This is a genomic window from Saccharothrix isguenensis, assembly GCF_052936305.1.
In genome coordinates this window covers 333,392-359,873 of the sequence record NZ_CP193626.1, presented here as the reverse complement: position 1 = coordinate 359,873, position 26,482 = coordinate 333,392, and the positions used below count along the sequence as shown (strand labels likewise).

27 protein-coding genes are annotated in these 26,482 nt (G+C 71.9%); 8 read left to right on the top strand and 19 right to left on the bottom strand.

Going from position 1 to position 26,482, the window contains the following annotated elements; translation table 11 throughout:
- The first annotated feature begins 25 nt into the window (after positions 1 to 25).
- Both ACRAKI_RS01790 and ACRAKI_RS01785 read left to right on the top strand, forming a co-directional pair.
- A complete protein-coding gene (locus ACRAKI_RS01790; protein WP_447005300.1) occupies positions 26 to 343 on the top strand; it encodes an antibiotic biosynthesis monooxygenase family protein in 318 nt (105 codons plus the stop codon).
- Positions 336 to 1,133: an SIR2 family NAD-dependent protein deacylase gene (locus ACRAKI_RS01785; RefSeq protein WP_447005299.1), complete on the top strand. Its 798-nt coding sequence runs from the start codon at positions 336 to 338 to the stop codon at positions 1,131 to 1,133. Before ACRAKI_RS01790 ends, ACRAKI_RS01785 begins: the two co-directional genes overlap by 8 nt.
- Here ACRAKI_RS01785 and ACRAKI_RS01780 read toward each other — a convergent pair.
- Positions 1,105 to 2,067: an endonuclease/exonuclease/phosphatase family protein gene (locus tag ACRAKI_RS01780; protein ID WP_447008304.1), complete on the bottom strand. Its 963-nt coding sequence runs from the start codon at positions 2,065 to 2,067 to the stop codon at positions 1,105 to 1,107. The genes ACRAKI_RS01785 and ACRAKI_RS01780 overlap by 29 nt on opposite strands.
- Positions 2,068 to 2,094: 27 nt before the next feature.
- On the opposite strand from ACRAKI_RS01780, the gene pcp reads away from it, so the two are divergent.
- On the top strand, positions 2,095 to 2,727 hold the full coding sequence (gene pcp, locus ACRAKI_RS01775) for a pyroglutamyl-peptidase I (RefSeq protein ID WP_447005298.1): 633 nt from the start codon (positions 2,095 to 2,097) through the stop codon (positions 2,725 to 2,727).
- 80 nt (positions 2,728 to 2,807) lie between these two features.
- Here the strand turns inward: pcp and ACRAKI_RS01770 are convergent, their stop codons facing one another.
- Positions 2,808 to 5,366, bottom strand: coding sequence for an ATP-dependent Clp protease ATP-binding subunit (locus ACRAKI_RS01770; RefSeq protein ID WP_447005297.1), 2,559 nt, complete (start codon positions 5,364 to 5,366; stop codon positions 2,808 to 2,810).
- 340 nt (positions 5,367 to 5,706) lie between these two features.
- On the opposite strand from ACRAKI_RS01770, the gene ACRAKI_RS01765 reads away from it, so the two are divergent.
- A complete protein-coding gene (locus ACRAKI_RS01765; RefSeq protein WP_447005296.1) occupies positions 5,707 to 6,507 on the top strand; it encodes a (2Fe-2S)-binding protein in 801 nt (266 codons plus the stop codon).
- A gap of 74 nt (positions 6,508 to 6,581) precedes the next feature.
- On the opposite strand, the gene ACRAKI_RS01760 is transcribed toward ACRAKI_RS01765, so the two are convergent.
- The 4 genes from ACRAKI_RS01760 to ACRAKI_RS01745 form a co-directional block, all read right to left on the bottom strand.
- On the bottom strand, positions 6,582 to 7,397 hold the full coding sequence (locus ACRAKI_RS01760) for an ABC transporter ATP-binding protein (RefSeq protein WP_447005295.1): 816 nt from the start codon (positions 7,395 to 7,397) through the stop codon (positions 6,582 to 6,584).
- Entirely contained in the window at positions 7,394 to 8,443 is a 1,050-nt protein-coding gene (locus ACRAKI_RS01755) for a FecCD family ABC transporter permease (protein WP_447005294.1), read from the bottom strand. The genes ACRAKI_RS01760 and ACRAKI_RS01755 overlap by 4 nt, the downstream gene beginning before the upstream one ends.
- Positions 8,440 to 9,429: a FecCD family ABC transporter permease gene (locus ACRAKI_RS01750; RefSeq protein ID WP_447005293.1), complete on the bottom strand. Its 990-nt coding sequence runs from the start codon at positions 9,427 to 9,429 to the stop codon at positions 8,440 to 8,442. Before ACRAKI_RS01750 ends, ACRAKI_RS01755 begins: the two co-directional genes overlap by 4 nt.
- Positions 9,430 to 9,704: 275 nt before the next feature.
- The gene (locus ACRAKI_RS01745) at positions 9,705 to 10,052 is read right to left on the bottom strand and encodes a histone-like nucleoid-structuring protein Lsr2 (protein ID WP_073886911.1); all 348 of its coding nucleotides are present in this window, start codon (positions 10,050 to 10,052) and stop codon (positions 9,705 to 9,707) included.
- Positions 10,053 to 10,629: 577 nt separating this feature from the next.
- Here ACRAKI_RS01745 and ACRAKI_RS01740 point away from each other — a divergent pair.
- Positions 10,630 to 11,385 carry a class I SAM-dependent methyltransferase gene (locus ACRAKI_RS01740; protein WP_447005292.1) on the top strand — a complete coding sequence of 252 codons (756 nt, stop codon included), beginning with the start codon at positions 10,630 to 10,632 and terminating at the stop codon, positions 11,383 to 11,385.
- A gap of 17 nt (positions 11,386 to 11,402) precedes the next feature.
- Here the strand turns inward: ACRAKI_RS01740 and ACRAKI_RS01735 are convergent, their stop codons facing one another.
- From ACRAKI_RS01735 to ACRAKI_RS01715, 5 genes are all read right to left on the bottom strand, one after another.
- Positions 11,403 to 12,188 carry a type III pantothenate kinase gene (locus ACRAKI_RS01735; protein ID WP_447005291.1) on the bottom strand — a complete coding sequence of 262 codons (786 nt, stop codon included), beginning with the start codon at positions 12,186 to 12,188 and terminating at the stop codon, positions 11,403 to 11,405.
- A 23-nt stretch (positions 12,189 to 12,211) separates the two neighbouring features.
- Positions 12,212 to 12,697 (bottom strand): aspartate 1-decarboxylase, encoded by a 486-nt coding sequence (gene panD / locus ACRAKI_RS01730; RefSeq protein WP_447005290.1) that lies wholly within the window; start codon positions 12,695 to 12,697, stop codon positions 12,212 to 12,214.
- A gap of 10 nt (positions 12,698 to 12,707) precedes the next feature.
- On the bottom strand, positions 12,708 to 13,598 hold the full coding sequence (gene panC / locus ACRAKI_RS01725) for a pantoate--beta-alanine ligase (RefSeq protein ID WP_447005289.1): 891 nt from the start codon (positions 13,596 to 13,598) through the stop codon (positions 12,708 to 12,710).
- Complete coding sequence (locus tag ACRAKI_RS01720) at positions 13,595 to 14,488, bottom strand: Rossmann-like and DUF2520 domain-containing protein (RefSeq protein ID WP_447005288.1); 894 nt, start codon at positions 14,486 to 14,488, stop codon at positions 13,595 to 13,597. The genes panC and ACRAKI_RS01720 overlap by 4 nt, the downstream gene beginning before the upstream one ends.
- A 90-nt stretch (positions 14,489 to 14,578) precedes the next feature.
- Positions 14,579 to 15,706: a PrsW family intramembrane metalloprotease gene (locus tag ACRAKI_RS01715; protein WP_447008303.1), complete on the bottom strand. Its 1,128-nt coding sequence runs from the start codon at positions 15,704 to 15,706 to the stop codon at positions 14,579 to 14,581.
- Between the two features lie 75 nt (positions 15,707 to 15,781).
- Here ACRAKI_RS01715 and ACRAKI_RS01710 point away from each other — a divergent pair, with 75 nt between their 5' ends.
- From ACRAKI_RS01710 to ACRAKI_RS01700, 3 genes are all read left to right on the top strand, one after another.
- Positions 15,782 to 16,690 carry an SAM-dependent methyltransferase gene (locus tag ACRAKI_RS01710; protein ID WP_447005287.1) on the top strand — a complete coding sequence of 303 codons (909 nt, stop codon included), beginning with the start codon at positions 15,782 to 15,784 and terminating at the stop codon, positions 16,688 to 16,690.
- An 81-nt stretch (positions 16,691 to 16,771) separates the two neighbouring features.
- Positions 16,772 to 17,218: a DUF1203 domain-containing protein gene (locus ACRAKI_RS01705; protein WP_447005286.1), complete on the top strand. Its 447-nt coding sequence runs from the start codon at positions 16,772 to 16,774 to the stop codon at positions 17,216 to 17,218.
- A gap of 42 nt (positions 17,219 to 17,260) precedes the next feature.
- Complete coding sequence (locus ACRAKI_RS01700; protein ID WP_447005285.1) at positions 17,261 to 18,325, top strand: NADH-quinone oxidoreductase subunit D; 1,065 nt, start codon at positions 17,261 to 17,263, stop codon at positions 18,323 to 18,325.
- Positions 18,326 to 18,348: 23 nt separating this feature from the next.
- On the opposite strand, the gene ACRAKI_RS01695 is transcribed toward ACRAKI_RS01700, so the two are convergent.
- Genes ACRAKI_RS01695 through ftsH form a run of 8 tightly spaced genes read right to left on the bottom strand, consistent with a single transcriptional unit; the run spans position 18,349 to position 26,071 of the window.
- A complete protein-coding gene (locus ACRAKI_RS01695; protein WP_447005284.1) occupies positions 18,349 to 20,169 on the bottom strand; it encodes a DUF6779 domain-containing protein in 1,821 nt (606 codons plus the stop codon).
- A 54-nt stretch (positions 20,170 to 20,223) separates the two neighbouring features.
- Positions 20,224 to 20,676, bottom strand: coding sequence for a DUF3180 domain-containing protein (locus ACRAKI_RS01690; protein ID WP_447005283.1), 453 nt, complete (start codon positions 20,674 to 20,676; stop codon positions 20,224 to 20,226).
- An 18-nt stretch (positions 20,677 to 20,694) separates the two neighbouring features.
- Positions 20,695 to 21,351 (bottom strand): maleylpyruvate isomerase family mycothiol-dependent enzyme, encoded by a 657-nt coding sequence (locus tag ACRAKI_RS01685; protein ID WP_447005282.1) that lies wholly within the window; start codon positions 21,349 to 21,351, stop codon positions 20,695 to 20,697.
- Positions 21,352 to 21,400: 49 nt separating this feature from the next.
- Positions 21,401 to 21,886: a 2-amino-4-hydroxy-6-hydroxymethyldihydropteridine diphosphokinase gene (gene folK / locus ACRAKI_RS01680; RefSeq protein ID WP_447005281.1), complete on the bottom strand. Its 486-nt coding sequence runs from the start codon at positions 21,884 to 21,886 to the stop codon at positions 21,401 to 21,403.
- On the bottom strand, positions 21,879 to 22,250 hold the full coding sequence (gene folB, locus ACRAKI_RS01675; protein WP_447005280.1) for a dihydroneopterin aldolase: 372 nt from the start codon (positions 22,248 to 22,250) through the stop codon (positions 21,879 to 21,881). Before folB ends, folK begins: the two co-directional genes overlap by 8 nt.
- Before the next feature lie 19 nt (positions 22,251 to 22,269).
- Complete coding sequence (gene folP, locus ACRAKI_RS01670; protein ID WP_447008302.1) at positions 22,270 to 23,058, bottom strand: dihydropteroate synthase; 789 nt, start codon at positions 23,056 to 23,058, stop codon at positions 22,270 to 22,272.
- A 29-nt stretch (positions 23,059 to 23,087) separates the two neighbouring features.
- Positions 23,088 to 23,711, bottom strand: coding sequence for a GTP cyclohydrolase I FolE (folE, locus tag ACRAKI_RS01665; RefSeq protein ID WP_447008301.1), 624 nt, complete (start codon positions 23,709 to 23,711; stop codon positions 23,088 to 23,090).
- A gap of 20 nt (positions 23,712 to 23,731) precedes the next feature.
- On the bottom strand, positions 23,732 to 26,071 hold the full coding sequence (gene ftsH, locus ACRAKI_RS01660; RefSeq protein ID WP_447005279.1) for an ATP-dependent zinc metalloprotease FtsH: 2,340 nt from the start codon (positions 26,069 to 26,071) through the stop codon (positions 23,732 to 23,734).
- Positions 26,072 to 26,482: the final 411 nt, after the last annotated feature.

Genomic DNA, 26,482 nt, shown 5'->3' with positions numbered 1-26,482 from the left:
GACGCGCTGCGGTAACGTCGTGGTCATGGCTGTTGTGAAGATCAATGCGATCCACGTGCCCGACGGCTCGGGCCCGGAGCTGGAGAAGCGGTTCGCCGCGCGGCTCGGTGCGGTCGACTCCGAACCCGGCTTCCTCGGCTTCCAGCTCCTGCGGCCGGTCAAGGGCGACGACCGGTACTTCGTGGTGACGCAGTGGGAGACCGAGGAGGCCTTCCAGAACTGGATGGGCGGCCGGGCCAAGGAGGCGCACTCGGGCGAGCGGGCCAAGCCGGTGGGCACCGGTTCGGACCTGCTGGAGTTCGAGGTCGTCCTCAGCTCCGTGCCCAAGCCCACGGGTGACTGACGCGCTCGACCGCGCGGCGGAGCTGATCCGGGGCGCCGACGCGCTGCTGGTGTGCGCGGGCGCCGGGATGGGCGTCGACTCAGGCCTGCCCGACTTCCGCGGCGCGACCGGCTTCTGGCAGGCGTACCCGGCGTACGTCCGGCTGGGGCTGCGGTTCGAGGAGCTGGCCGACCCGGTGCACTTCGTGGACGACCCGACGCTCGCGTGGGGCTTCTACGGGCACCGGCTCGACCTGTACCGGCGCACCGTGCCGCACGACGGGTTCCGCGTGCTGCGGGAGTGGGGCGCGCGGGTGTTCACGTCCAACGTGGACGGCCAGTTCCAGCGGGCCGGGTTCGCCGACGTGGCCGAGGTCCACGGGTCGATCCACCACCTCCAGTGCGTGGAACCGTGCACGGACGACGTGTGGCCCGCCGACGACGCGGTGGTGGACGTCGATCGAGAGTCCATGCGGGCGACCGGGCCGCTGCCGGCGTGCCGCAACTGCGGTGGCCTGGCGCGGCCCAACATCCTCATGTTCGGCGACTGGTCCTGGATCGGCGGTCCGTCGCAGAAGGCGTTGGACGCGCTGGTCGAGTGGCGGCGCGCGCACCGCAACCTCGCCGTGGTCGAGATCGGCGCGGGGGTCGCGGTGCCGACCGTGCGCCGTCAGGCCGAGCTGGCGAGCGCCGTCTCGGGCGCGCTGATCAGGATCAACCCGCGTGAGCCGGAGGTCCGGCACGGGCGCGGGGTGTCGCTGCCGATGGGCGCGCTGGATGCGCTCACGGAGCTGGCACGACGAATCGGGTGACGACGGCCCGGTGGTCCGAGCCGGGGATGTCCACCACGGCGAACGTGTCCACCGGGCAGCGCCCGTCCACCAGCACGTGGTCGATCGCCACCGGCGGCGGCCACAGCGCGCCGGACGGCCACGTCGGGGTCAGGCCCTCGCCGACCTGGTCGGCGGCGTCCACGTAGCCGCTGGTGAGCAGCCGGCGCAGGCCCACGTGGTCCAGGGTGGCGTTGAAGTCGCCCGCCAGCACCCGGAACGGCCCGTCGACCACCCGCTCCGGCAGGCCCGCCAGCTCGCGCTGCCAGCGTTCCGGCCCGGCGTCGACCACCGGCGGCAGCGGGTGCACGGACAGGACCTCGATGTCCTCACCGGGCAGGTCGACCAGCGCCCCGGCCTGGCGCAACGTGCTGGGCGGCGTGAGCGTGCGCGGGAACAGCGGGTAGCGGGACGCGATGCCCGAACCGGACCCACCCGGCTCGTCCAGGAAGTGCCGGTACGGGAGCACCCGGTCCAGGCCGGCGCGCTCGAAGTCGCGCACCATGGCCGGCGTCAGCTCCTGGAGTGCCAGCACGTCGACGTCGTGCGCCTTGACGGCGTCCACCACCGCCTCGGCCTCCGCCCGGCCGACCATGAGGTTCGCCGCCATCACGGTGACTTCCTGGCCGACACCGACCGGGCGTGAGTCGGGGAACGCCCTCGGCGCGACCGCCGCCACCAGCACGACGGCGAGCAGCAGCGTGATGGTGGCGACCGCCCACCGTCTTAAAAGCAGCGCGAGCGCACCCAGCACCACCCCGGCGGCCGTGAAGTAGGGCGTGAGAGCGGTCGTGGCGAGCATGTACCGGTTGCCGTCGATCCCGAGCAGCCGGGTGAACGCGGCCAGTGCGAACGCGATGGCGGCCACGACCAGCAGGAAGGTCGTGCCCCCTCGCCTGGTCCGGCGTTCCTCCATGTCGACCACGACATCTAGTCTGCCCGAGTGGACGTTCTGCTGACGGGCTTCGACCCGTTCGACGGTGAGGACACCAACCCGTCGTGGGACGCGGCCGTCGCGGTGGAGCCGACCGGCTACCGGTTGGCGACGCTGCGCCTGCCCTGCGCGTTCGGCGATGCGATCACCGAGCTGCGCGCAGCGCTCGCCACCCGTCACTACGACCTGGTCGTGAGCGTGGGGCAGGCGGGCGGGCGGAGCGGGATCACACCGGAGCGCGTCGCGGTGAACCTGGACGACGCGCGGATCCCGGACAACGCGGGCGCGCAGCCCATCGACGAACCGGTGGTGCCGGGCGGACCGGCGGCCTACTTCACCGGTCTCCCGGTGAAGGCGTGCGTGGCGGCGCTCCAGGCGGAGGGCATCCCGGCGTCGGTGTCGCACACGGCGGGCACGTTCGTCTGCAACCACGTCTTCTACGGGCTCATGCACCTGGTGGCGACCGAGTACCCCGGTCTGCGTGCGGGGTTCGTGCACGTGCCGTTCTCGCCGGCTCAGGCCGAGGGCCGCGACCTGCCGAGCCTGCCCGTCGCCACCACGGCCAAGGCGCTGGACCTGGTCATCCGGACGTCGCTGAGCACGCCCACCGACCTGCGCACCACCGCCGGCACCCTGCACTGACACCGGCCCGCCGACAGCGCGGCAACGCGAAGCGCCCCCCGGGATTCCCGGGGGGCGCTTCGACACCGTGACGTCCGGCGTCAGCCGGCTTCGGCGTCCGACTCACCGCCGGAGTCGCCACCGGACGACGCGAGGTCGACCGGCGGGGCGTCCGGAACGCGCATCGGCTTCGCCTCACCGCGGAACACGAAGTGCGCCTTGTCGTCGGCCTCGGACTCGCCGTCCCAGCCTTCGACGTCGGTGATGATGATCTGGCCGGCGGTGATCTCGCCGAACAGGATCTTCTCCGACAGCTGGTCCTCGATCTCGCGCTGGATCGTGCGACGCAGCGGCCGGGCGCCGAGCACGGGGTCGAACCCGCGCTTGGCCAGCAGCATCTTCGCCTTGTCCGTCAGCTCGATCGCCATGTCCTTGTTCTTCAACTGCGTCTCGACGCGGGCGATCATCAGGTCCACCATCTTGATGATCTCGTCCTGGGTGAGCTGGTGGAACACGATGATGTCGTCGATCCGGTTGAGGAACTCCGGCCGGAAGTGCTTCTTCAGCTCGTCGTTGACCTTGTTCTTCATCCGCTCGTAGTTGGACGCGGTGTCCTGACCCGAGGTGAAGCCCAGACCCACGGCCTTGCTGATGTCGGAGGTGCCCAGGTTCGAGGTGAAGATGATCACGGTGTTCTTGAAGTCCACCGTCCGACCCTGGCCATCGGTCAACCGGCCGTCCTCCAACACCTGCAACAGCGTGTTGTAGACCTCCTGGTGCGCCTTCTCGATCTCGTCGAACAACACCACCGAGAACGGCTTGCGCCGCACCTTCTCCGTGAGCTGCCCGCCCTCCTCGTAACCGACGTAACCGGGAGGCGCGCCGAACAGGCGCGACGCGGTGTACCGGTCGTGGAACTCGCCCATGTCGATCTGGATCAGCGCGTCGTCCTCGCCGAACAGGAAGTTCGCCAGCGCCTTCGACAGCTCCGTCTTGCCCACGCCCGACGGGCCCGCGAAGATGAACGACCCCGACGGGCGCTTCGGGTCCTTCAACCCCGCCCGCGTGCGGCGGATCGCCTGGCTGACCGCCTTCACGGCGTCCACCTGGCCGATGATCCGCTTGTGCAGCTCGTCCTCCATGCGGAGCAGACGCGTGGTCTCCTCCTCGGTGAGCTTGAACACCGGGATCCCGGTCCAGTTCGCCAACACCTCGGCGATCTGCTCGTCGTCGACCTCGGCGACGACGTCGAGGTCGCCGTCCTTCCACTGCTTCTCCCGCTCGGCCTTCTGGCCCAGCAGCGTCTTCTCCGCGTCGCGCAGCTTCGCCGCCCGCTCGAAGTCCTGCGCGTCGATCGCGGACTCCTTGTCCCGACGCACGTCGGCGATCTTCTCGTCGAACTCGCGCAGGTCCGGCGGCGCGGTCATCCGGCGGATCCGCATCCGCGCCCCGGCCTCGTCGATCAGGTCGATCGCCTTGTCCGGCAGGAACCGGTCGTTGATGTACCGGTCGGCCAGCGTCGCCGCCGCCACCAGCGCCGAATCGGTGATCGACACGCGGTGGTGCGCCTCGTACCGGTCCCGCAGACCCTTCAGGATCTCGATCGTGTGCTCCAGCGACGGCTCGCCGACCTGGATCGGCTGGAACCGGCGCTCCAGCGCCGGGTCCTTCTCCACGTACTTGCGGTACTCGTCCAGCGTGGTCGCGCCGATCGTCTGCAACTCGCCCCGCGCCAGCATCGGCTTGAGGATCGAGGCCGCGTCGATCGCGCCCTCCGCGGCGCCCGCGCCGACCAGGGTGTGGATCTCGTCGATGAACAGGATGATGTCGCCGCGGGTGCGGATCTCCTTGAGCACCTTCTTCAGGCGCTCCTCGAAATCACCCCGGTAGCGCGACCCGGCCACCAGCGAACCCAGGTCCAGGGTGTAGAGCTGCTTGTCCTTCAGCGTCTCCGGCACCTCGCCCTTGACCACCATCTGGGCCAGGCCCTCGACCACCGCGGTCTTGCCCACACCGGGCTCGCCGATCAGCACCGGGTTGTTCTTGGTGCGCCGCGACAGCACCTGCATGACCCGCTCGATCTCCTTGGTGCGCCCGATCACCGGGTCGAGCTTGCCCTCCCGCGCACTCGCGGTCAGGTTGCGCCCGAACTGGTCCAGCACCAACGACGACGACGGGGTGCCCTCACCGCGGCCACCGGACTCCGCCGGCTCCTTGCCGCCCGAGTAACCCGACAACAGCTGCAACACCTGCTGACGCACCCGGTTCAGGTCCGCGCCCAACTTGACCAGCACCTGCGCCGCGACACCCTCGCCCTCGCGGATCAGACCCAGCAGGATGTGCTCCGTGCCGATGTAGTTGTGCCCGAGCTGCAGCGCCTCGCGCAACGACAGCTCCAGCACCTTCTTCGCGCGCGGGGTGAAGGGGATGTGGCCCGAAGGGGCCTGCTGACCCTGGCCGATGATCTCCTCGACCTGCTGGCGGACGCCCTCCAGCGCGATCCCCAACGACTCCAGCGCCTTCGCGGCGACACCCTCACCCTCGTGGATCAACCCCAGGAGGATGTGTTCGGTGCCGATGTAGTTGTGGTTGAGCATCCTGGCCTCTTCCTGGGCCAGGACAACCACCCGCCTCGCGCGGTCGGTGAACCTTTCGAACATTCGCACTCCCTGACTGCTGCGCCGGCGGTCCTCGGGCTCACCCCTGGCCGACCGTCTGGCTGACCGTGGAGAGCGCGGCACCGTGGGACCACTGTAGTCGTCAGCCCCGACACTCTCAGTTCCCGATCGCAGGCAGTCGTCTCTGGGGATCTCTGACATCGGTATCAACGCGTGATCTAGCTGGCAGATTCCACGGATCCGGTGTTGTCCGCTCAACGCGAACATTCAGCCGTTCGGCGTCACGAGGGTGACGGGCGTCACCACAGCGAGGCAAGTTAGGCAAACCTCGGTAAGGTTAGGCATACCTCAACCCATGCGACCCGACGAGGACCTTCTGGTGATGACCGTACCTGTGCGGGAGACGGAGTGCGACGCGGCGACGCCGGTCGCCGAGTCCCTGGCGCGGGTGTCGCTCTACGAGGGGTTCGAGGCGCGGTTCGGGCTGCCGGCCGACCGGGGCGACTGGGTCGTCTGCTCGGAGTACGTCAGTGAGCCGGAGCGGTTCGACCGCTGGCGCGAGCAGCTCTCCGAGTGGCTGCGGGAGCAGTACGGCGAGGCCCCGGACCGGACCACCGCCGGGTACGTCATGACCTGGTACCTGAACGTGGTGGGCGTGCTGGGCGGGCTGCTGTTCCACCGGGCCCGGCGGGTGCCGTCGCTGCGGCCCGCCGACGTGGCGATCAGGCTGGCGCCCGAGGGGCGCCCGCACGTGGTCGGCGTGGCGCTGCTGTCGGACGAGTTCGCGTGCCTGCCGGACGATCCCGCGAGCGGCTACCCCGGCGCGACCGCGGTGGCCGACGAGACCGCTTTGGCGGCGTTGCTGCGGGCCCGCTTCGCGGCGCACAGCGCGCAGTTCGTGGGCTCGTTCGGGTCGACCGTGCGGCTGGGCCGGCGGATGCTGTGGGCGGCGGCCACGGACGCGCTGGACAGCGCGGCGTGGACGGCGGGGCAGCTGTGCGGTGACGAGACGGCGGGCGTGGTGGACGCGGCGCTGCTGCTGCCGGCCAAGCTCGACCCGTTCACCTCGGCGTCCACCCTGAAGGCCACGGACACCGGCTGGTCCAGGCGGCGCGAGAGCTGCTGCTTCCACTACGTCCTGCCGGACGCCGCCGCCTGCTCCACCTGCCCCCGCGTCCGCTGACCCCGGGAGTCCTACGCGGAACGCGTGAGTCCGACGTCCGGAACACCCGAGTCCCACCTCCGGAACACCGGGGTTCAACGCTCGGAACGTGCCGCCGGACGGTGGCGGTGGCCGATGGGAATCACCAGCGGGGTGCCGGAGACCGGGTCGGGGACCACGCGGGCCTCCAGGCCGAACACGTCCAGGAGGTTGGCCTCGGTCAGCACGTCCGCCGGCGAGCCCTCCACGACGATCCGCCCGTCCTTCATCGCCACCAGCCGGTCGGCGTAGCGGGCCGCCAGGTTGAGGTCGTGCAGGACCATCACCACGGTCCGGCCGAACTCCCGGTGCAGCAGCTGCACCAGGTCGAGCACGTCGATCTGGTGGGCCAGGTCCAGGTACGTCGTCGGCTCGTCCAGCAGCAGCAGGTCGGTCCCCTGGGCCAACGCCATCGAGATCCACGCCCGCTGCCGCTGCCCGCCGGACAGCTCGTCCACGGTCCGGTCGGCCAGCTCGGACATGCCGGTCATCTCCAGCGCGGACGTCACCGCCACCTCGTCCCCCGGCGACCACTGCCGGTACCAGGCCTGGTGCGGGTGCCGGCCGCGCGCGACCAGCTCCGCCACGGTCAGCCCCTCCGGTGCCTGCGGCGACTGCGGCAGCATCGCCAGCACCTTCGCCACTTCACGGGTCGGCGTCCGGTCGATGCGCTTGCCGTCCAGCACCACCGCCCCGGACCGGGCCGGCAGCAGCCGCCCGAGGGCGCGCAGCACCGTCGACTTGCCGCACCCGTTGGGCCCGATCACCGCCGTCACCGAACCGGACAGCACGTCCAGGTCGAGCCCGGACACCACCAGCCGGTCCCCGTACCCGACGGACAGCGACTGGGCCTGGAGCCGAACAGCGGTCATACCCGTGCCTCCCGGCGACTGCGGACGAGCAGGTACATGAGATAAGGCGCGCCGAGCACGGCCGTCACCACGCCGACCGGCAGTTCGAACCCGCCGAACGCCAACCGCGCGACCAGGTCCGACACCACCACCAGCAGCCCGCCGACCACGGCCGACCCGAGCAGCGGCGGCGTGGCGGCGCCGGACAGCCGAAGCGCTATCTGCGGTGCCGCCAGTGCGACGAACGCCACCGGACCGGCGGCGGCCGTCGCCACGGCGGCCAGCACGACCCCGAGCAGCAGCATCACGCTCCGCGCGCCGTTCAGCCGCACGCCGAGCCCGCGCACGGTGTCGTCGTCGAACTGGAGCGCGCCCAGCAGCCGTGCCCCGACCAGCACCGCCGGGATCAGCAGCGCCAGCGCCACCCCGACCGGCACGACGTGCTCCCACCCGCGCCCGTTCAGGCTGCCTGTGATCCACATCATCACCCGCGCCGCGTCCGTGACGTCGCCCACGGTCAGCAGGTAGTGGGTGAAGTTGCCCGCCACCGCCGACACGCCGATGCCCACGAGCACCAGCCGGAACCCCTCGATGCCCTGCCGCCACGCCAGCCCGTAGACGAGCAGCCCGGCGAGCAGACCGCCGCCCAGGCTCGCCAGCGGCACGCCGACCTCCGCCACCGTCCCGCCGACCACGCCGAGCGACCCGCCGAAGGTGATCACGGTCACCGCCCCGGCCCCCGCGCCCCACGTCACGCCGAGGATGTCCGGGCTGGCCAACGGGTTGCGGGCGATCGACTGGAACACCGCCCCCGCGATCCCGAGCGCCGCTCCGACGAACACCCCCGTCAACGCCCTGGGCAACCGCAGGTCGAGCACGATGAACCGCTGCCCGCGCCGCCCGCCGCCCATGAGCACGTCGAACACCTGTCCCAGCGGGATCGGGAAGTCGCCGCGCGCCACGCTCACCGCCGCCGCGAGCACCAGCAGCACCAGCCCGACGACCACGACCAGGAACGGCCGCCACCGCAGCACCCCGGACACCGGCCCGAGCCGGAACCCCGTCACAGCTTCACCAGCTTCCGCCGCCGCACCAGGGCGACGAAGAACGGCGCGCCGACCAGTGCCATCACGACGCCGACCTCCAGCTCGCCGGGCCGCGCCACCACCCGTCCGACGACATCCGCGACCAGCAGCACGATGGCGCCGATCACCCCCGCGAACGGCAGCAGCCACCGGTAGTCCGGCCCGGTCAACGCGCGCGCCGCGTGCGGCACGACCAGTCCGAGGAACCCGATCGGCCCGCACACCGCCACCGCGCCGCCCACCAGCAAGGTGATCGCGACGACGCCGACGACCCTGGTCGCCACCACCCGCTGCCCGAGCGACCGCGCCACGTCGTCACCGAGCGCCAGCGCGTTCAGGCCGACGGCGTTGACCGCCGCCAGCAGCAGCCCCACCTCCAGGAACGGCAGCACCTGCCACAGCACCGCGACGTCGCGCCCGGCGATCCCGCCGACCTGCCAGAACCGGAACGCGTCCAGGCTCTGCCGGTCGAGCAGCACCAGCGCGGACACCAGCCCGTGCATGAGCGCGCTCACCGCCGCCCCCGCCAGCGCCAACGTGACCGGCGTGGGCCCGGACCGCCCGGAGCCGAGCAGGAACACCACGACGCTGGCCGTCAGCGCACCGGCGAACGCGAACCACACGTACCCGTAGAGGCTGGTCACACCGAGCGTGTAGATCGAGAGCACGACCGCGAAGGCCGCGCCCTGGGTGACGCCGAGGATGCCCGGGTCGGCCAGCGGGTTGCGGGTGTGCCCCTGCATCAACGCGCCGCCGACGCCCAGCGCGATGCCCACGGCGATGCCGAGCAGCGTGCGGGGCACCCGCAATTCGCGGACCACGAGGTCGTTCTCCAGCCCGGCCGGGCTGGTCAGCGCGTGCCACACGTCACCGAGTGGGATGGGTTTCGCGCCGATGGCCACGCTGGCGAGCGCGACCAGCACGAGGAGCCCGACGAGCAGCAGCAAGCGGGTGGTGCGGAGGGCCACAGTGCTGTTCCTCCCGCGACGACCCGGATTCAGTGAGGCAAGCCTAACCGAACACTGTCAGGTCACCGCCGTGCACGCTGCGTGCCACCGAACTCTGCGAGCGAAACTCGCGAACACCTCCACACACCGACGCGAAGTGTGAAAAGGATCTTCTTATCAGGGGTTGCACCCGGAAGACCCCTGACCGAAAAACAACCAAGGGGCACCGGAGTAACCCGGTGCCCCTTCGTCGATCGACGTAATTGCCGTGGCGTGCGCCACGCCAATCACTCCGGTCAGCCCTGCTGGTGGTAAGCCTCCAGCACCTCGGCCGGGATGCGCCCGCGATCGGACACCTTCATGCCCTGCTTGCGTGCCCACTCCCGAATGGCCTGGTTCTGCTCACGATCCGCCGAGGCGGGACGAGCTGCCTTCACACCGGCCGGACGACCCGGACCGCGCTTGCGGCCACCCGCCTTGCGGGCACTGGCGACGAAGTCGGCGAGAGCGTCGCGGAGCCTGGACGCATTGTCCGCGGAAAGGTCGATCTCGTAGGACACACCGTCCAATCCGAAGCCGACCGTCTCCTCGGCCTTCCCACCGTCCAGGTCATCGACCAGGGTCACGGTGACCTTCTGCGCCATGCGTATCCTCCTGGACTCGAATGCGCGGTGTTCCCCGACCGCGACCTAAAGCATTGGCGAGTGCAGGTTAGCGCACAACTCCCGGAATGCGCCGCCTGGAGTCCGAGAAGTTACTCATTCAGGGCGAACGGCGGTGAACCGGCGTGAAGGGGATCGTCTCCCGATACCGCGCCCCCGAGCGCCAGCAGCGGCTCGCCGATGCCCATTCACACCACCCCACCGTGGCATTCCGTACCGCGACGATCGCGGAAAGTCTTCATCCACCGGCCACCGCGCCGAGGGTGAAACTGCGAGGTCGACACCGTGGTTTCGCGCGTGACTTCTTCACCGACCGGGCGGCACAACGCGTCGTGTTGCCGGATCGCGGATGCCCGGTCGACGCGTCTTCTTCGCGGCCATCGTCCGCCGTCCGCCACCGACCCCGATGCGCATCACCGGCTCGTGGAGATCCTCCCTGGTCACGGAACCGGAGACCCGAACCGGACCCGGGAACCCGGCACCGTCCGCGCACGCACAAGTGGAAGAGTACGGAAAGACCACTCGGGAAAACGAACCGGATCTCACTAGGCTGTGCGTGGTGACCGGAGATGACTTGCGGGCCCGGCGGGCGAACTCCTTCGGAGCGCACGCCTCGGCTTACGCGGAACACCGACCGGACTACCCGATCGCGGCCGTCCACTGGGCGCTGGAGCCACTGGGCGAAGGACCGCACGACGTGCTGGACCTCGGCGCGGGCACCGGCAAGCTGACCGGCTGCGTGGTCGCCGAAGGCCACCACGTGACGGCGGTCGAACCGGACGAGGCGATGCTCTCGGAGTTGGTGCGGCACCACGGTTCGGTGCGCGCCCTGCCCGGCAGCGCCGAGCGGATCCCGGTGCCGGACGGCACGGTGGACGCGGTGGTGGTCGGGCAGGCGTTCCACTGGTTCGACCCGGAACGGGCGCTGCCGGAGATCGCGCGCGTGCTGCGGCCGGGCGGTGTGCTCGCCGCGCTGTGGAACGACTACGACACCTCCGCGCCGTGGGTGGCGGAGTTCGTCCGGGTCGCCCGGACCACCGTCAGCGCGGAGGACGAGCTGGCCTTCGACCCGCTGACGGACCACGAGCTGTTCACCGACCCGGCGCACGCCTCCTTCCGGCACGCGCACCGGCGCACCGCCGAGTCCCTGGTCGCGATGGTCAACACGCACTCGCACGCGCTGGTGGTCCCGGAGGACGAACGGGCCGGGCTGAACGCGCGGATGCTCGCGTTCCTCAAGTCCCGCCCCGAAACCGCCGAAGGCGAGTTCGACGTCCCGTTCACGGTCTACGTGAAGCGGTTGCGGCGCACCTGATCCCCGCCACGCGGCGGTCACTTCATGTTGCGCTCGAACACCAATCGCAGGCCCAGCAGGGTCAGGTCCGGCACGTGCGAGTCGATGGTGGCCGACTCGGTGACCACCAGCGGCGCGAGACCGCCGGTGGCGATCACCGTGACCGGACCCGGCTCGCTGAGCTGGAGCTCGTCCACGATCCGGCGCACCAGGCCGTCCACCTGGCCGACGAAGCCGTAGACGATGCCGGACTGCAGGCACTCCACGGTGTTCTTGCCGATCACGGACCGGGGCCGGACGAGTTCGACCTTCCGGAGCTGCGCGGCGCGCGCGGCCAGCGCGTCCACCGAGATCTCGATGCCGGGCGCCAGCGCGCCGCCCAGGAACTCGCCCTTGGCCGAGATCACGTCGAGGTTCGTGGACGTGCCGAAGTCGACCACGACGCACGCGGTGCTGTGCAGGTGGTGCGCGGCCAACGTGTTGATCACGCGGTCCGAGCCCACCTCCTTGGGGTTGTCCACCAGCAGCGGCACGCCGGTCCGCACGCCCGGCTCCACCAGCACCTTCGGCACGGCCGAGTAGTAGCGGCCGAGCATCACGCGCAGCTCGCGCAGCACCGCGGGCACGGTGGACAGCGCCGAGATGCCGGTGATCCTGTCGGCGTACTCGCCGAGCAGACCCCGCATGGTCAGCGCCAGCTCGTCCGCGGTCATCCGGGCGTCGGTCCGCATCCGCCAGTCGCGGACCAGCGCCGCGGCGGCGCCGGTGCCGTCGTACAGGCCCAGCACGATGTTGGTGTTGCCGACGTCGATGGCGAGCAGCACTGCGGGTCTCCCCTTTTCTCGGCCTACTGGTTCTCGGCCTGGATCAACGCGTCCAGCGCCGCCGCGTCCTCGGTCTCCGCCGCCACCGCCTCCGGCTGCGCGGTCGTGGACCCGTTCACCAGCCCCGAACCCGCGGGCGCGTGCGCCGGGTCCGCGCCGAGCTCGACGACCTTGTTGTCGGCGTCGACGAAGACCACCTTCGGTTCGTACTCTCGCGCCTCGACGTCGTCCATCTGCCCGTACGCGATGAGGATCACCAGGTCGCCCGGCTTGACGAGGTGCGCCGCCGCGCCGTTGATGCCGATCACGCCGGTGCCGCGCGCGCCGGGGATGACGTAGGTCTCCAGCCGCGCGCCGTTCGTGACGTCCACGATCGCGACCTGCTCGCCGGCCAGCAGGTCGGCGGCCTCCATCAGGTCCTCGTCCACCGTGACCGAGCCGACGTAGTGCAGGTCGGCCTGGGTGACGGTGGCCCGGTGGATCTTCGACTTGAGCATGGTGCGGAACATCGCGGTCCCCTTACTCGTCACCGGTGCCGAGCAGCACGGCGGTGTTGTCGATCAGTCGGGTGGAGCCGACGCGGGCGGCCACCAGCAGGCGGGCGTCGCCGTTCTCCGGCGCCGGACCGAGGTCGGGCGCGCGCAGCTCCAGGTAGTCGAGGTCGACGCCGGGCACCGCGGCGAGGGTGTCGCGCGCGGCCTTGAGCACGGCGTCCGGCCCCTGGCCGCTGACGTACGCGCCCGCCACCAGGGCGGCGGACAGCGCGGTCGCGGCGGAACGCTCCTCATCGGACAGGTAGCGGTTGCGGGAGGACAGCGCCAAGCCGTCCGGCTCGCGCACCGTCGGCACGCCGACCACGTCCAGCGGGAAGTTCAGGTCCCGCGCCATCCGGTGGATCAGCGTGAGCTGCTGGTAGTCCTTCTCGCCGAACACCGCGTACGTGGGCTGCACGATGTTGAACAGCTTGGCCACGACGGACAGCACGCCGGTGAAGTGGCCGGGCCTGGTGGTGCCCTCCAGCTCGTCGCCGAGCGGGCCGGGGTCGACCGTGACGGTGCCGCCGGGCGGGTACATGTCGTCCACCGACGGCGCGAACACCAGACCGGCGCGTTCCGCCCGGCAGATGTCCACATCGGACTCCAGGCTGCGCGGGTAGCGCTCGAAGTCCTCGTTCGGCGCGAACTGCTTCGGGTTGACGAAGATGGAGACGACGACCACGGTGTTCTGCATCACGTGGGCTTCGCGGATCAGTTGGCGGTGGCCCTCGTGCAGCGCGCCCATGGTCGGCACCAGGGCGATGTTGCGACCCGCCGCCTTCAGCGCCCTCGTGACGCGGCGCAGCCGGTCCGGGTCGCGGTGCACCGTGACGTCGTTCGGCGCGTAGTCGTCCTTGGTGAGCGGCTTGGTCATGCCTGTTCCTCGTCGAGAGTGTCGCGGACGTCGGACGCCAGTTCGGGCTTGAGCAGTCCGGCGGCCTGTGCGCGCGCCGCGGTGCGGTGCGCGAGAACCCGGTACGCGGGCAGGGTGTCCTGGTCGGCGAGCACCGCCAGGTGCTTGGCCACGGTGCCCACGTCACCGCGTGCCACGGGACCGGTGAGCGCCCGGTCGCCGTGCCGCAGGGCGTTGTCCAGCGCGGCGGACAGCAGCGGGCCGAGCATCCGCTCGGCGTCCGCGATGCCCGCGCCGCGCAGCAGGTCCGCGCAGTCGGCGACCAGCGTGATCAGGTGGTTCGCGCCGTGCGCGAGGGCGGCGTGGTAGAGCGGGCGGGCGGCTTCGGGGATGCGCACCGGTTCGGCGGACATCTCCACCACCAGCGCCTCGCCCACGTTCCAGGCGATCTCGTCGCCGTCTGCCGCGGTGACGCCGACCGAGCAGGCGTTCATCCGCTGCACGTCCTCGGCGCGGCCGGTGAACGTCATGACGGGGTGCAGCGCCACGCACAGCGCGCCGCGCTCGGCGGCGGGCCGCAGCACGTCGACACCCTGCGCGCCGCTGGTGTGCACGACGATCTGGCCGGCCCGCAGCGACCCGGTGGCGACGAGCCCGCGGACCAGGCCCCGCAGCTCGTCGTCGGGCACGGCGAGCAGCACCAGGTCCGCGGCGGCGGCGACCTCGGGCGGGGGCAGCACCGGCACGTCCGGCAGCAGCTCTTCGGCGCGGCGCAGCGAGTCGCGGGAGACGGCGGAGACGGCGCTCACGGCGTGCCCCGCTCGGGCGAGCGCGGCACCCAGCACCGAACCGACCCGGCCGGCCGAGACCACTCCCACGGCCAGCCGCGCGGGGCGGGGGGTCGCATCCATGCGACGTACTCCTTAGGGCGGCGTTCCAGTCCCTTGGCGTGGGTACCGGACGACGGCCGCGAGCGTAATCCGGTGGGGTGCGGTGGGCCGTCAACTGCGACGAACGCCACCTGCGGCCTTCAGCGCGCCGGGTGCGTCGACAGCGGCCTGACGTGCGGCGACGAGTGCTTCGAGCAGCTTCGAGTGACGTTCGTCGGCGTCGTGGCCCGCGGTCCCGTTGGCGATGCGGTGCCGCAGGAACGCCAGTTCGGTGGCGGCGACCTGGTAGCCCGCGACCGCCTTCGCCGCCTCGTCGCCGACCTTGCGCCGGACCGTGCGGCGCCAGCGGCTGCGGCCCTGGAGGCTGGCCAGCAGGGTCACCTCGCTGGACGCGATCCACTTCCGGGCGGCCATGTCGGGCAGCTGGCCCGCGACGATCCGCTGCTCCCGGCGGCGCTGCCAGACCACCATGAACACCATGCCGGCGAAGATCGGCACCATGATCAGGAAGTACAGGTTGATGAACGTGGAGCCGGTGCCGACGGTGGTGGAGAAGTTCCACAGCGAGTGCAGGCCGGCCGCGGCGAGGTAGCCGAGGATCGGCGCGGCGATCTTCAGCTTCCGGTTCGTGGTGATGGTGGCGATGCCGATCCCGATGCCGGTCATCGACGTGAACAGCGGGTGGGCGAACGGCGAGAGCACGCCGCGCAGGATGAACAGCGCGATCACGCCGCTGCTGAGGTCCCCGAACCCGCTGTCGGAGAAGACGCGGGCGAAGTACCAGATGTTCTCGGTGAACGCGAAGCCCGCGGCCGTCACGCCCGCGTAGACCACGCCGTCCACCACGCCGTCGAACTCCTGCCGGCGGCGCAGGAACAGCACCACGATGAACGCCGCCTTCGCGGCCTCCTCGGTGATCGGGGCGCCGACCACGGCGGCGAACATGCTGCCGTCGCCGCCGTCGATCAGCTGGCCGAGCACGTGCGCGGTCTGGTTGAACACCAGCGAGGTGATCGTCGCGCCGCACGCGCCCCACAGGAACGCCAGCAGCAGGATCTTCGCCGGTTCGGGTTCCCAGCGGTCGACCCACAGGTAGGCGCCGATCACGCCGACGACGGGCACCAGCGCGGCGAGCGCGCCTACCAGGATGGGCAGCAGGCCGACGCTGCTCGTGCCGAGGCCGAGGAGCACCAGCCCGCAGACGCCCAGCCCGATCAGGCCCACCACCGGGAGCAGCACGGTCCAGCGGTGCTGGTCGGCGCGCTTGCGGGCGGGAGTGGTCACGGGGAGCAACCTTAAAGGGACACTTGACTGATGGTTGACTCGGAAGCGCTGTGGCGGGAGGCGTTGTACGGGCCGACGGGGTTCTTCACCCGCGGCGCGGTGCCCGCCGACCACTTCCGCACCGCGCCGCTGGTGGGCCCTGAGCTGGCGGAAGCGCTGCTGGTGCTGCTCGATCGGGTGGACTTCGCGCTCGGACGTCCCGCGCGGCTGGACTTCGTGGACGTCGGCGCGGGCGGCGGGGAGCTGTCAGCGACGGTGCGGTCTGTCGCTTCGGGGTCGGTGGCGGCACGGCTGGTCGTGACGGCGGTGGACGTCGGGCCTTCGCGGTCGCTGCCGGGTGTGCGGTGGACGTCGTCGCTGCCGTCGTCGGTGTGCGGGTTGCTGGTGGGGCACGAATGGCTGGACGCGGTGCCCTGTCCGCTCGTCACCGGGCCGCTGCCGCACCCCTGGCTGGACCGGTGGTGGCCGGTGGGCGAGGGGGAGAAGGCCGAGATCGGCGCGCCCAGGGACGCGGCGTGGGCGGACGCGGTGTCGCGGGTGCGCGGGGCGGCCCTGGCGATCGACTACGGGCACGTGCTGGCCGACCGGGCGGCCGGGCGGTACGCGTCCGGGACGTTCGCGGCGTACCGGGGCGGTCGGCGGGTGGAGCCGGTGTTCGACGGGAGCTGCGACCTGACCGCCCACGTGGCGCTGGACGCGTGCGCGGCGGCGGCCGGGGGTGAGTGGGTGCTGGTGTCGCAGCGGGACGCCTTGGCGGCGCTGGGGTTGGTCGGCACGGCGCACGGCGAGGGCGCGGCCTGGCTGACGGCGGCCGAAAGGGCGTCGCGGATCGCGGAACTGCGGGCGGAAGGCGGGCTGGGGTCGTTCGGGTGGCTCCTGCACGGGCTGGGCGTGCCGGTGTCGTCCCTGCTGCCGCCCTTGCCCCCGTGGCGGCCTTGAACCTCTCCATCGGCGCCGGCCGCCATTCACAGGGCCGAAGACCGCCGGCGGCGCGGGGCGTTCCGGACAAGGGTCGCGGCCATGAGAATCCACGCCCTCCCGGCCGATGTCCTGGACCGCGCGCGTGAGCGGGCCGGCGCCGACGAGCACCACGAGTCGCACGCGGAATCCCCTGGGGCACCGCTGCGCTGCTGCCTGCGCAAAGCCGAAGCCGGCGAACCCGTGATCCTTTTCCGCCACACGCCCACCGCCGGCGTCGGGCCGTACGAGGAAGTCGGTCCCGTGTTCGCGCACGCCGAACCGTGTGAAGGACCGGAGAGCACCACGAAGTTCCCCGAAGCGTTCCGCCACGCGCCGCGAGCGCTCCGTGCCTACACCGCCGAAGGCCGCATCCACGACGGCGAAATCGCCCGGCCGGAAACCCTGCCGGACCGCGTCGCCGCATTGCTCGACAATCCGCTGGTGGCCGAAATCCAGGTCCGCAGCGTTTTCCACGGGTGCTTTCTGTTCGCCATCACACGCGATTAGCCCTCACCTCCGGTGACGACGCGGTCGTGCGAGCATGAACGGGTGGAGATCACGGTTGGCGTCGGCGCCGGGGCGCGGCACCTCGGGGTGGACCGGGTGGTCGACCTCGGCCCGCTGCACCCGTCGGCGCACGGCGCGTACCGGCTGCGCCTGGCGGTCCGGGACGACGAGGTCATCACCGCCGCCGAACCGCTGGTCGGGCACCTGCACCGGGGCGCGGAGAAGCTGTTCGAGGTGCGCGACTACCGGCAGGTCCTCACGCTGGCCAACCGGCACGACTGGCTCGCCGCGTTCTGCAACGAGCTGGCCGTCGCCCTGGCCGTCGAGCGGATGACCGGCATGGACGTCCCGCCCCGCGCGCAGGCCCTGCGGGCGCTGTTGTGCGAGCTGAACCGGATCATGGCGCACCTGGTGTTCCTCGCGCCGCTCACCGGCGCGCGCGACCGCGACGCGGTGCAGGCCGTGCTGGAGGAGGCGTCCGGCGGTCGAATCCACTTCATGTTCAACCGGATCGGCGGCCTGCGCGAGGACGTGCCGGCCGGCTGGACCGACCGGGTGCGCGAAGTGCTGTCCACTGTGGACCCCGGTGAGCCGCCGGCGGGCCTGGCCGGGCTCGGCGTGCTGACCCGGGACGCCGCGCTCGCGTTCGGGGTCACCGGTCCGATCGGCCGGGCGTCCGGGGTGGACTTCGACCTGCGCCGCGACGACCCGCTGCCCGGCTACCGCGACCTCGACGTGCGTCCCGTGGTCCGGACCGAGGGCGACGCGCTCGCCCGCGTGCGAGGACTGGTGGACGAGGTCCACCAGTCCGTCGCGCTCGCCCGCCAGTGCCTCGACCGGCTGCCGGGCGGCCCGGTCAACGTGCGCCTGCCCAAGGCGGTCAAGGCGCCGGAGGGTTCGGTCTACACGTGGGTCGAGGCGCCGCTGGGCACGTCCGGCGTGCACCTGGCGTCACGGGGCGAGAAGACGCCGTGGCGGCTGAAGCTGCGGACGCCGTCGTTCAACAACGTCCAGGCCCTGTCGGCGCTGCTGCCGGGCACGAAGGTCGCCGACCTGCCCGCGGTGCTCGGGTCGTTCGCCGTGGTCGTCGGGGACATCGACAAGTAGGGGCGAGCCGGCGTCCCGGGACGTCAGTCCTCGCGTCGGCGACGGCGGCGCGGCGACTCGGGTTCGCCGAACGCGGCGAGCAGTTCGCTGACCGACTTGCCGTCCGCGTGGGCGCCGGCGGGTTCGGCCGGCTCGGGAGCGCTGCGCCGACCGGACGGCTTCGGGGTGTCCTCCCACGAGTCCCAGGCCTCGTCGGCCCGACGACGACCGCCCGAGTCGCCGTCGGTGGCCTCGTGCGCCCGACGACGGCCCTCGGACGAGGTCGCGGTGGGCGACGCGTCCGCCGCTTCCGACCGACCCGCCACCGGCCGACCGGACCCCGGACCGTGCTCGCCGCCGATCGACTCGGCCCGCCGCGACGGCTCACTGACCGGACCGGGGCGAACCACCGGGCGGTGCTCACCCGTCAGGTCGGCCCGCACGGCAGGACGCCGCGACGGCTCGGCGACCGGGTCGGGGCGGGCCGCCGGGCGGTGCTCGTTCGCCAGGTCGGCCGGTCGACGCGCGGGCTCGATGACCGGGTCCGGGCGGACCGGCCGGTGTTCACCGGTCAGGCCCGCCTGGGGCACCGGGCGGCGTGAGGGCTCGGCGACCGGGTCCGGACGTCCGACCGGGCGGTGCTCGCTCGTCAGGTCGGCCCGCCCGGGGCTCGGCCGACGCGCCTCCACCGGCCGGTGCTCACCGGTCAGCTCGGCCCGTGCGGTCGACGGCCGGCGCACCTCGCCCGACCCGGGACGCTGGTCGCCGGTCGGTTCGGCGCGAGCCACGACCCGCTGCTCACCGCTCGGCTGCGGACGGGGAGCGCCACGCTGGTCGCCGGCGGGCTGGGCGCCACGCTGCTCGCCGCCGCCCTCCGGACGTCCGGGCGCGGGTCTCCGTGCCGGCTCGTCGGCCAACGCCTCCCGGCTGATCATCTCGGTCCGCTCGGCCACCCGGCTGCGCCGCTGCACGGTGTGCTCGGTCTTCGACGGCTCGGCCGCCCGCGACCGCTCGGCGGGCTCCGCCGGACGACCGGGAGGCGCCGCCGGCGAGGTCAGCCGCGCCGCCACGTCCCGGTTCGCCCGTTCCGTCGGCTCCTGCTTCGCAGGCTCCCGCCGCACCACCACGGGCGGCGTCGGGCGGGGCTGGGCGTTGGCACGGGCGGGCTCGCGGCGCGCCGGCTGGGCCTGCTCGCGTCGGGCGGGCTCGGGGCGGGTCGGTTCGGGACGCCGAACCTGGTCCTTGCGCGACGTGTCGACGGTGACCCGCTCGATCAACTCGGTGCGGTCGTTCTGCGGCTTCTCCGCGGCCTTCGGCGCGACCGGCACGGCGGGCCCGGCGGTGATGACCCGCTTGTCGCCCACCGCCATCAACCGGGAGTGGTCGGACAGGGCGCGCATCCGGGTCGACTCGGCGCGCAGCGCCACCCGTTCGACCAGCACCTCACCGCCGAGGAGCGCTTCCAGGTTCTCCCGCAGGGTGCGCAGCTCACCGCGCAACGCCTCCAGGTCCTCCCTGGCCTCCTCCTGCACCCGCTTGCGGGTCTCGGCCTCGACCTCCAGCTCGTACTCGCGCCGGGCGGCGACCTCGCGTTCCAGCTCCAGCTCGTACACCGACTGGAGGTCCGCCACCTCGTCCGCGCGCTCCGCGACCTGCTTGCGGTAGCGGGCCGCGAGGAACGCGCCGACCAGCGCGGCCCACAGCGCGGCGACCACGGCCAGCCGCAGCCAGCGGGCGTTGTCGCTCAGCACCAGCACCGCCGCGGCCCCGAGTGCGAGCGCCAATGCCGCTACCAGCAGTAGTCGCCCGGAGCCACGACCGTGATCCTGGTGCTCGTCATCGTCCGACGCGCCTCGCCCGGTCATGGCGCCTACCGTACCGGTCAGTTATCCGATTGAGACCTCGCCCCCATTCGGCGGTCACCGGTCGAGATGCGGTTCGTCCGGCGTCTTGCAGCAGCGTTCCAGCCACAGCGCGGCGGCGATCAGCAGCGCTGCGCAGAAGCTCCCGACGATCCCGGTGACGATGTCGTTGTCGGCCGCCTCGAACCGGCCGCGCGCCGGCAGCACGTAGATCAGCACGCCCGCCCACCCCCCGAGCATGATCGCGCCGACCAGCGACGACGCCTTGGCGAACGCCACGGCACGTGCGGCGGTCAGCGGCTCGACCGGCCGCGCGCCGCGCTTGCGCAGGATCCTCGCGCGCAGCGAGAAACCCAGCCACAGGTTGACGATGGCGATCACGAGCAGGGTGAAGCCGGCGAACGTCGGCAGCGGTGGCAGCGTGTCGTAGGAGAGTCGGATCAGCAGGTGCGCGAGCAGGCCCGCGACGAGTCCGGCGGCCAGCAGGTCACGGGGTTTGGTGAACCTCACCCCACCATCGTCCCCGAACTACTCGGCCAGGGCGGTGTCGCGCCTGCCGAGCACGGGCAGCACCTCCAGCCACGGCCCGGGATCGGTGTCCCAGTCCAGCGCCCGCACCTGCTCTTCGTTGCGCCGTCCGCCCAGGACCCGCAGCAGCTCGAACGACGACGTCCGCAGCACGCCCGCCGGATCGCCCTCGCCCAGCACGCGGTCACCGTGCTCCAGCGTGATCCGCAGCGCGGCCAGGTGCCGCGCCCGCATCCGCTGGTCGACGTCCTGCAACGGCCGCGTCAACGCCGCGCGCACCGCCACGTTGTCCCGTTCGCCGGGCTGTCCCAGGGCCGTGCGGATGTCGTGCTCGTGGGAGATGATCTCCGCGATCAGCACCGCGCCCATCGGCGAGTCGAACAGCCCTTCGGCGATCTGGAAGTTCCGCTCCCACTCGACCAGCAAGTCGCCCGTGCTCCGGTCGCGCCGGTCGCGGACCTGCCGCTCGCCCCACGAGCCGTCCTCGACCCCTTCGAGCCGGCCCTCGGTGAAGTCCCCGAGCCCTCCGGCGAGGTGCGCGACCACGTCCTTGACCGTCCACCCGGGACAGGCCTCGACCGGCGCGTCGGGATCGCCGCCGGTGACCAGGCTGATGATCCGCCGCCGCGCCGCGTCGTAAGTGATCGCGTTGCTCATCGCGCCACCTCCGCGCCCACGCTAACCCCACCAAGCACGCGCCGCAGCGCTACCCGGTCAGCGACAGGTCGGCCCTCCGGGTGACCCCGCCGAGGTCGAGTCCGGCCAGCAGGTCGCGCACCGGGCCGTGCCCCGGCACGACGGCGTCCGGCTCCACGTCCAGCCACGGCGCCAGCACCGACGCCCGTTCGTGCGCCCCCGGATGGGGCAGCAGCAGTTCGGGGTCGGTGGACCGCACGCCGTCCACCGCGACCACGTCCACGTCCAGCGTGCGCGGCCCCCAACGACGCTCGCGCACCCGTCCGGCGGCCTGTTCCAGGGCCTGGCCACGCCGCAGCCAGCCCCACTCGTCCACGTGACCGGAGACGACCAGCACCGCGTTGAGGAAGTCGTCCTGGTCGGTCACGCCCCACGGCGCGGTCTCGTACACCGGCGACACCGCCACCAGCACGTCGGCGAACCCGTCCACCGCCATCCGCAGGTGCCCCAGCCGGTCGCCCAGGTTCGAGCCGAGCGACAGCACCGCCCTAGTCACGGGTGCGCCGGATCGTCACGGACACGTCGGCGAACGCCAGGGCGATCGGCGCGGACGGCTTGTGCACCGTCACCTCGACCGCCCGCACGCGCAGGTCCGTCATCACCTCGTCGGCGACCTTGCCCGCCACCGTCTCGATCAGGTCGTACGGCCCGCCCGCCACGATCGCCGCCGCGCGCTCGGCCAGCTCGCCGTAGTGCAGCGTCTCGCGCAGGTCGTCGGTCGCCGCCGCCCGGGACAGGTCCAGCCACGCGGTGACGTCCACCAGGAAGTCCTGGCCGTCCCGCTTCTCGTGCTCGAACACGCCGTGGAACCCGCGGACCCGCAGGCCCGTCAGCGAGATCCGGTCGGAAGTCCCGGCCACCTCCGCTGGGCCACCTCCGTCAGTCGGCACGTCCCCGCCTCCACGCCCCCGCCACGGCCACCGCGTCCAACGACCGGTCCACGTCGTGCACCCGCACCCCCCACGCGCCGGTGAACGCCGCCAACGCGGACACCGCCGCGGTCGCGTTCTCGCGGCCGTCGGGCGCGCGGTCCTCCAGCAGGGTGCCGAGGAAACGTTTGCGGGACGCGCCGACCAGCACCGGGAATCCCAGCTCCAGCAGCACGTCCAACCGGTTCAGCAGCTGCCAGTTGTGCGTGGCGTTCTTCGCGAACCCCAGCCCGGGGTCGAGGATGACGTCGTCCGACGCCACACCGGCGGCCAGCGCGGCGTCCACCTGGCGGCACAGCTCGTCCCGCACCTCGCCCACCACGTCGTCGTACACGGCCAGCTGGTCCATCCGCCTGCTGTGCCCGCGCCAGTGCATCAGCACGTAGGGCACGCCCGCCGACGCCACCAGGGACGCCATACCGGGGTCGGCCAGGCCGCCGGACACGTCGTTCACGATCGACGCGCCCGCCTCCAGCGCGGCCGACGCCACCTCGGCCCGTGTGGTGTCCACGCTGACCGGCACGCCCTCCGCGACCAGCGCCCGGATCACCGGCGCCACCCGGGCGGCCTCCACCGGGGCCGACACCCGCGACGCGCCGGGACGGGTGGACTCGCCGCCGACGTCCACCAGGTCGGCGCCGCGCCGGAACATGGCCACGCCGTGCGCCACCGCGTCGTCCACGTCGAGGTACCGGCCGCCGTCCGAGAACGAGTCCGGGGTGACGTTCAGGACGCCCATCACCACGCAGTGCCCCGGCCTGGGGACGCTCACCGCAGACGTCCCCTGATCAGCTCGATGGCCTCCGCCCGCGATGACGCCGAGCTGCGCAGCTGACCGCGCACGGCCGACGTCGTGGTCCGGGAGCCCGGCTTGCGCACGCCGCGCATGCCCATGCACAGGTGCTCGGCCTCGACCACGACGATCACGCCGCGCGGTTCGAGCCGGCGCACCAGAGCGTCCGCCACCTGAGACGTCAGTCGCTCCTGCACCTGGGGCCGCTTGGCGTACAGGTCGACCAGCCGGGCGATCTTGGACAGGCCCGTCACCCGACCGTGCTCGTTCGGGATGTACCCGACGTGGGCGACACCGTGGAACGGCAGCAGGTGGTGCTCGCAGAACGAGAACATCGGGATGTCGGTGACCAGCACCAACTCCTCGTGGCTCTCGTCGAACGTCTTCGCCAGCACGCTGTCCGGATCGGTGTAGAGGCCGGCGAACAGCTCCCGGTACGCCCGCGCGACCCGAGCCGGGGTGTCCCGCAGACCTTCGCGGTCCGCGTCCTCACCGCACGCGAGCAGCAGCTCACGCACCGCGGCCTCGGCGCGCTTCTGGTCGAAAGGCCGGCGCGCGAGACCGGCCCCCCCGTTTCCGGAGAGGCCGGCCTGGTCGATCGAGGTGCGGTCGATCTCGGTCACGTGCGGTTGTCCGGGTCCGCGTCGAAGGACCTCTTGCCGGCTTCCGCGTCCGTCGGCTCCGGCTTCCACTGGGGTGGCTGCGGGGCGCCGCCGGGCGCCGTGGCCGGGGTCCAGCCGGGGGGCGCTCCGTAGTTCGGCGGACCGGACGACGGGTGCTGCGGCGGGTACGGCTGCGGCTGCTGCTGGGGTTGCGGCTGCTGCGGGTACGGCTGCTGGGGTTGCGGCTGCTGCGGGTACGGCTGCTGGGGCTGGTACGGCTGCTGGTAGGGCTGCGGCTGGTACTGCCCCGGCTGCGGCTGCTGGTACGGCCCCGGCTGCTGCGGCGCCCCGTTGCCGTTCGGCGGCGTCGGCGCCGCGTCCCGGACGCGCGTGTCGTCCAGGGTGTCCTCGATCGCTGGCGGCCACGGCTCGCCGCGCTCCTTGGCCAGCTCCGCCGGGGTCTTGACCGGCGGCCTGGTGGACGGGGTGCGGTTGCCGAACTCGTTGAACTTGGTGATCCGCGGGCGCTTCTCGACCGCGGCGAAGATCCGCTCCAGTTCCTTCTGGTGCAGGGTCTCCTTCTCGATCAGCTCCAGCGTCAGCGCGTCGAGCACGTCGCGGTACGTGTTGAGCACCTCGTACGCCTCGGTGTGCGCGGCCTCGATCAGCTCGCGGACTTCCTCGTCGATCTCGTGCGCGACTTCGAGCGAGTAGTCGGCCTGCCGGCCCGCCGTGCGGCCGAGGAACGGCTCGCCCTGCTCCTGGCCGTACTTGACCGCGCCGAGCCGGGCGGACATGCCGTACTCGGTGACCATCGCCCGGGCGATCTTGGTCGCCTGCTCGATGTCGTTGGACGCGCCCGTGGTCGGCTCGTGGAACACGAGCTCCTCGGCGGAGCGGCCGCCCAGCGCGAACACCAGCCGGGCGATCATCTCCGACCTGGTCATCAGGTCCTTGTCCTCCTCGGGCACGGACAGGGTGTGACCACCCGTCCGGCCGCGGGCCAGGATCGTGACCTTGTAGACCGGGTCGATGTCCGGCATGGCCCACGCGGCCAGGGCGTGCCCGGCCTCGTGGTACGCGGTGATCTTCTTCTCCTTCTCGGAGATGATCCGGCTCTTGCGGGCCGGACCGCCGATCACCCGGTCGACGGACTCCTCCAGCTCGACGCTGGTGATGACCGTGCCGTTCTTGCGCGCGGTCAGCAGCGCGGCCTCGTTGACCACGTTGGCCAGGTCCGCGCCGGAGAAGCCGACGGTGCGCTTGGCCAGGCCGTCCAGGTCCGCCTCGGGCGCCAACGGCTTGCCCTTGGCGTGCACGTGGAGGATCTGCTTGCGGCCCTTCAGGTCCGGCGCGGACACCGGGATCTGCCGGTCGAACCGGCCGGGGCGCAGCAGGGCCGGGTCGAGGATGTCGGGCCGGTTCGTCGCCGCGATCAGGATGATCCCGCCGCGCGAGTCGAAGCCGTCCATCTCGACGAGCAGCTGGTTGAGCGTCTGCTCGCGCTCGTCGTGCCCGCCGCCCATGCCGGCGCCGCGGTGCCGGCCGACGGCGTCGATCTCGTCCACGAAGATGATGCAGGGTGCGTTCTGCTTGGCCTGCTCGAACAGGTCCCGGACGCGCGAGGCGCCGACGCCGACGAACATCTCCACGAAGTCCGAGCCGGAGATCGAGTAGAACGGCACACCGGCCTCACCGGCCACGGCGCGCGCCAGCAGCGTCTTGCCGGTGCCGGGCGGGCCGTACAGCAGCACGCCCTTCGGGATCTTCGCGCCGAGGGCCTGGTAGCGGCCGGGGTTCTGCAGGAAGTCCTTGATCTCGTAGAGCTCTTCGACGGCCTCTTCGGCGCCCGCGACGTCGGAGAACGTCGTCTTGGGCATGTCCTTGGACAGCTGCTTCGCCTTGGACTTGCCGAAGTTGAGGACCCGGTTGCCGCCGCCCTGCGAGTTGTTCATCATCCACATCAGCAGGATGAGGAGCAGACCCAGCGGGATCATGTACAGCAGCATCTGCATCAGGAACGAGTCCTGCGTGACCTTGGTCTCGACGACGGGCTTGTTCTCCGCCTGGTCGAGGAAGGTGAAGATCTCGTCCGTGGAGCTCGCCGGGAACTGGGCGCGCACGCGGTTGCCGCCCTCGACGGTCACCCCGTCGTTGAGGGTGAGCTTGAGGAGCTGCTCCTTGTCCTCGATCGTGGCTTCCTTGACGTTGCCGTCCCGGATCTGTTGCAGCGCCTGGGACGTCTTGATCGGGGTGTAACCCCGGTTCTCGTCGAAGAGCACGCTGAAGGCGTAAAAGAGCACCAACACCGCCACGATCCACAGCAGCGGGTTGCGAAGCAGGCGCTTGCGGTCCATGCACTTACGGCCGGCGGGCGGCCTCGACCCTCCCTGACTTGTCGACGGGCGCAGACGGGCACACCCGTCCGACCAGCCTACCGCCCACGGTGCGGGCGGAGCGCTCCGCGTGCGGGCCCTGTCGCGTCTTGCCGGACCAACGGGCGGGGGCCGCCCGGTGTTCCCGGGGTGACTGCGGACACGGCTCCCAGGTCAAGCGGGTGCGCCCGGATCGCCGGAACGAGCATGAACCGGAGCGGGATCGACGCCGTAACTCTCACCAGGCGTAGCCCATTAGCTGCAGGTAGCGACGATGACAGGGCCACACGGGTGACTTAGAACACGAGTGTTTGTCACAAGAGTGGTCCGTGTCATCCTCGGCAACCACCCGTGTCTTTCGCCCACCCGGAAGGGTGAACACCCGACCAAAGG

Coding starts and splice junctions, on each gene's coding strand:
- ACRAKI_RS01790 (WP_447005300.1), top strand. CDS start 26: ATGGCTGTTGTGAAGATCAATGCGATCCACGTGCCCGACGGCTCGGGC.
- ACRAKI_RS01780 (WP_447008304.1), bottom strand. CDS start 2,067: ATGGAGGAACGCCGGACCAGGCGAGGGGGCACGACCTTCCTGCTGGTC.
- ACRAKI_RS01770 (WP_447005297.1), bottom strand. CDS start 5,366: ATGTTCGAAAGGTTCACCGACCGCGCGAGGCGGGTGGTTGTCCTGGCC.
- ACRAKI_RS01765 (WP_447005296.1), top strand. CDS start 5,707: ATGACCGTACCTGTGCGGGAGACGGAGTGCGACGCGGCGACGCCGGTC.
- ACRAKI_RS01760 (WP_447005295.1), bottom strand. CDS start 7,397: ATGACCGCTGTTCGGCTCCAGGCCCAGTCGCTGTCCGTCGGGTACGGG.
- ACRAKI_RS01745 (WP_073886911.1), bottom strand. CDS start 10,052: ATGGCGCAGAAGGTCACCGTGACCCTGGTCGATGACCTGGACGGTGGG.
- panD (WP_447005290.1), bottom strand. CDS start 12,697: ATGTTCCGCACCATGCTCAAGTCGAAGATCCACCGGGCCACCGTCACC.
- panC (WP_447005289.1), bottom strand. CDS start 13,598: ATGACCAAGCCGCTCACCAAGGACGACTACGCGCCGAACGACGTCACG.
- ACRAKI_RS01720 (WP_447005288.1), bottom strand. CDS start 14,488: ATGGATGCGACCCCCCGCCCCGCGCGGCTGGCCGTGGGAGTGGTCTCG.
- ACRAKI_RS01710 (WP_447005287.1), top strand. CDS start 15,782: ATGGTTGACTCGGAAGCGCTGTGGCGGGAGGCGTTGTACGGGCCGACG.
- ACRAKI_RS01705 (WP_447005286.1), top strand. CDS start 16,772: ATGAGAATCCACGCCCTCCCGGCCGATGTCCTGGACCGCGCGCGTGAG.
- ACRAKI_RS01695 (WP_447005284.1), bottom strand. CDS start 20,169: ATGACCGGGCGAGGCGCGTCGGACGATGACGAGCACCAGGATCACGGT.
- ACRAKI_RS01685 (WP_447005282.1), bottom strand. CDS start 21,351: ATGAGCAACGCGATCACTTACGACGCGGCGCGGCGGCGGATCATCAGC.
- folP (WP_447008302.1), bottom strand. CDS start 23,058: ATGGGCGTCCTGAACGTCACCCCGGACTCGTTCTCGGACGGCGGCCGG.
- ftsH (WP_447005279.1), bottom strand. CDS start 26,071: ATGGACCGCAAGCGCCTGCTTCGCAACCCGCTGCTGTGGATCGTGGCG.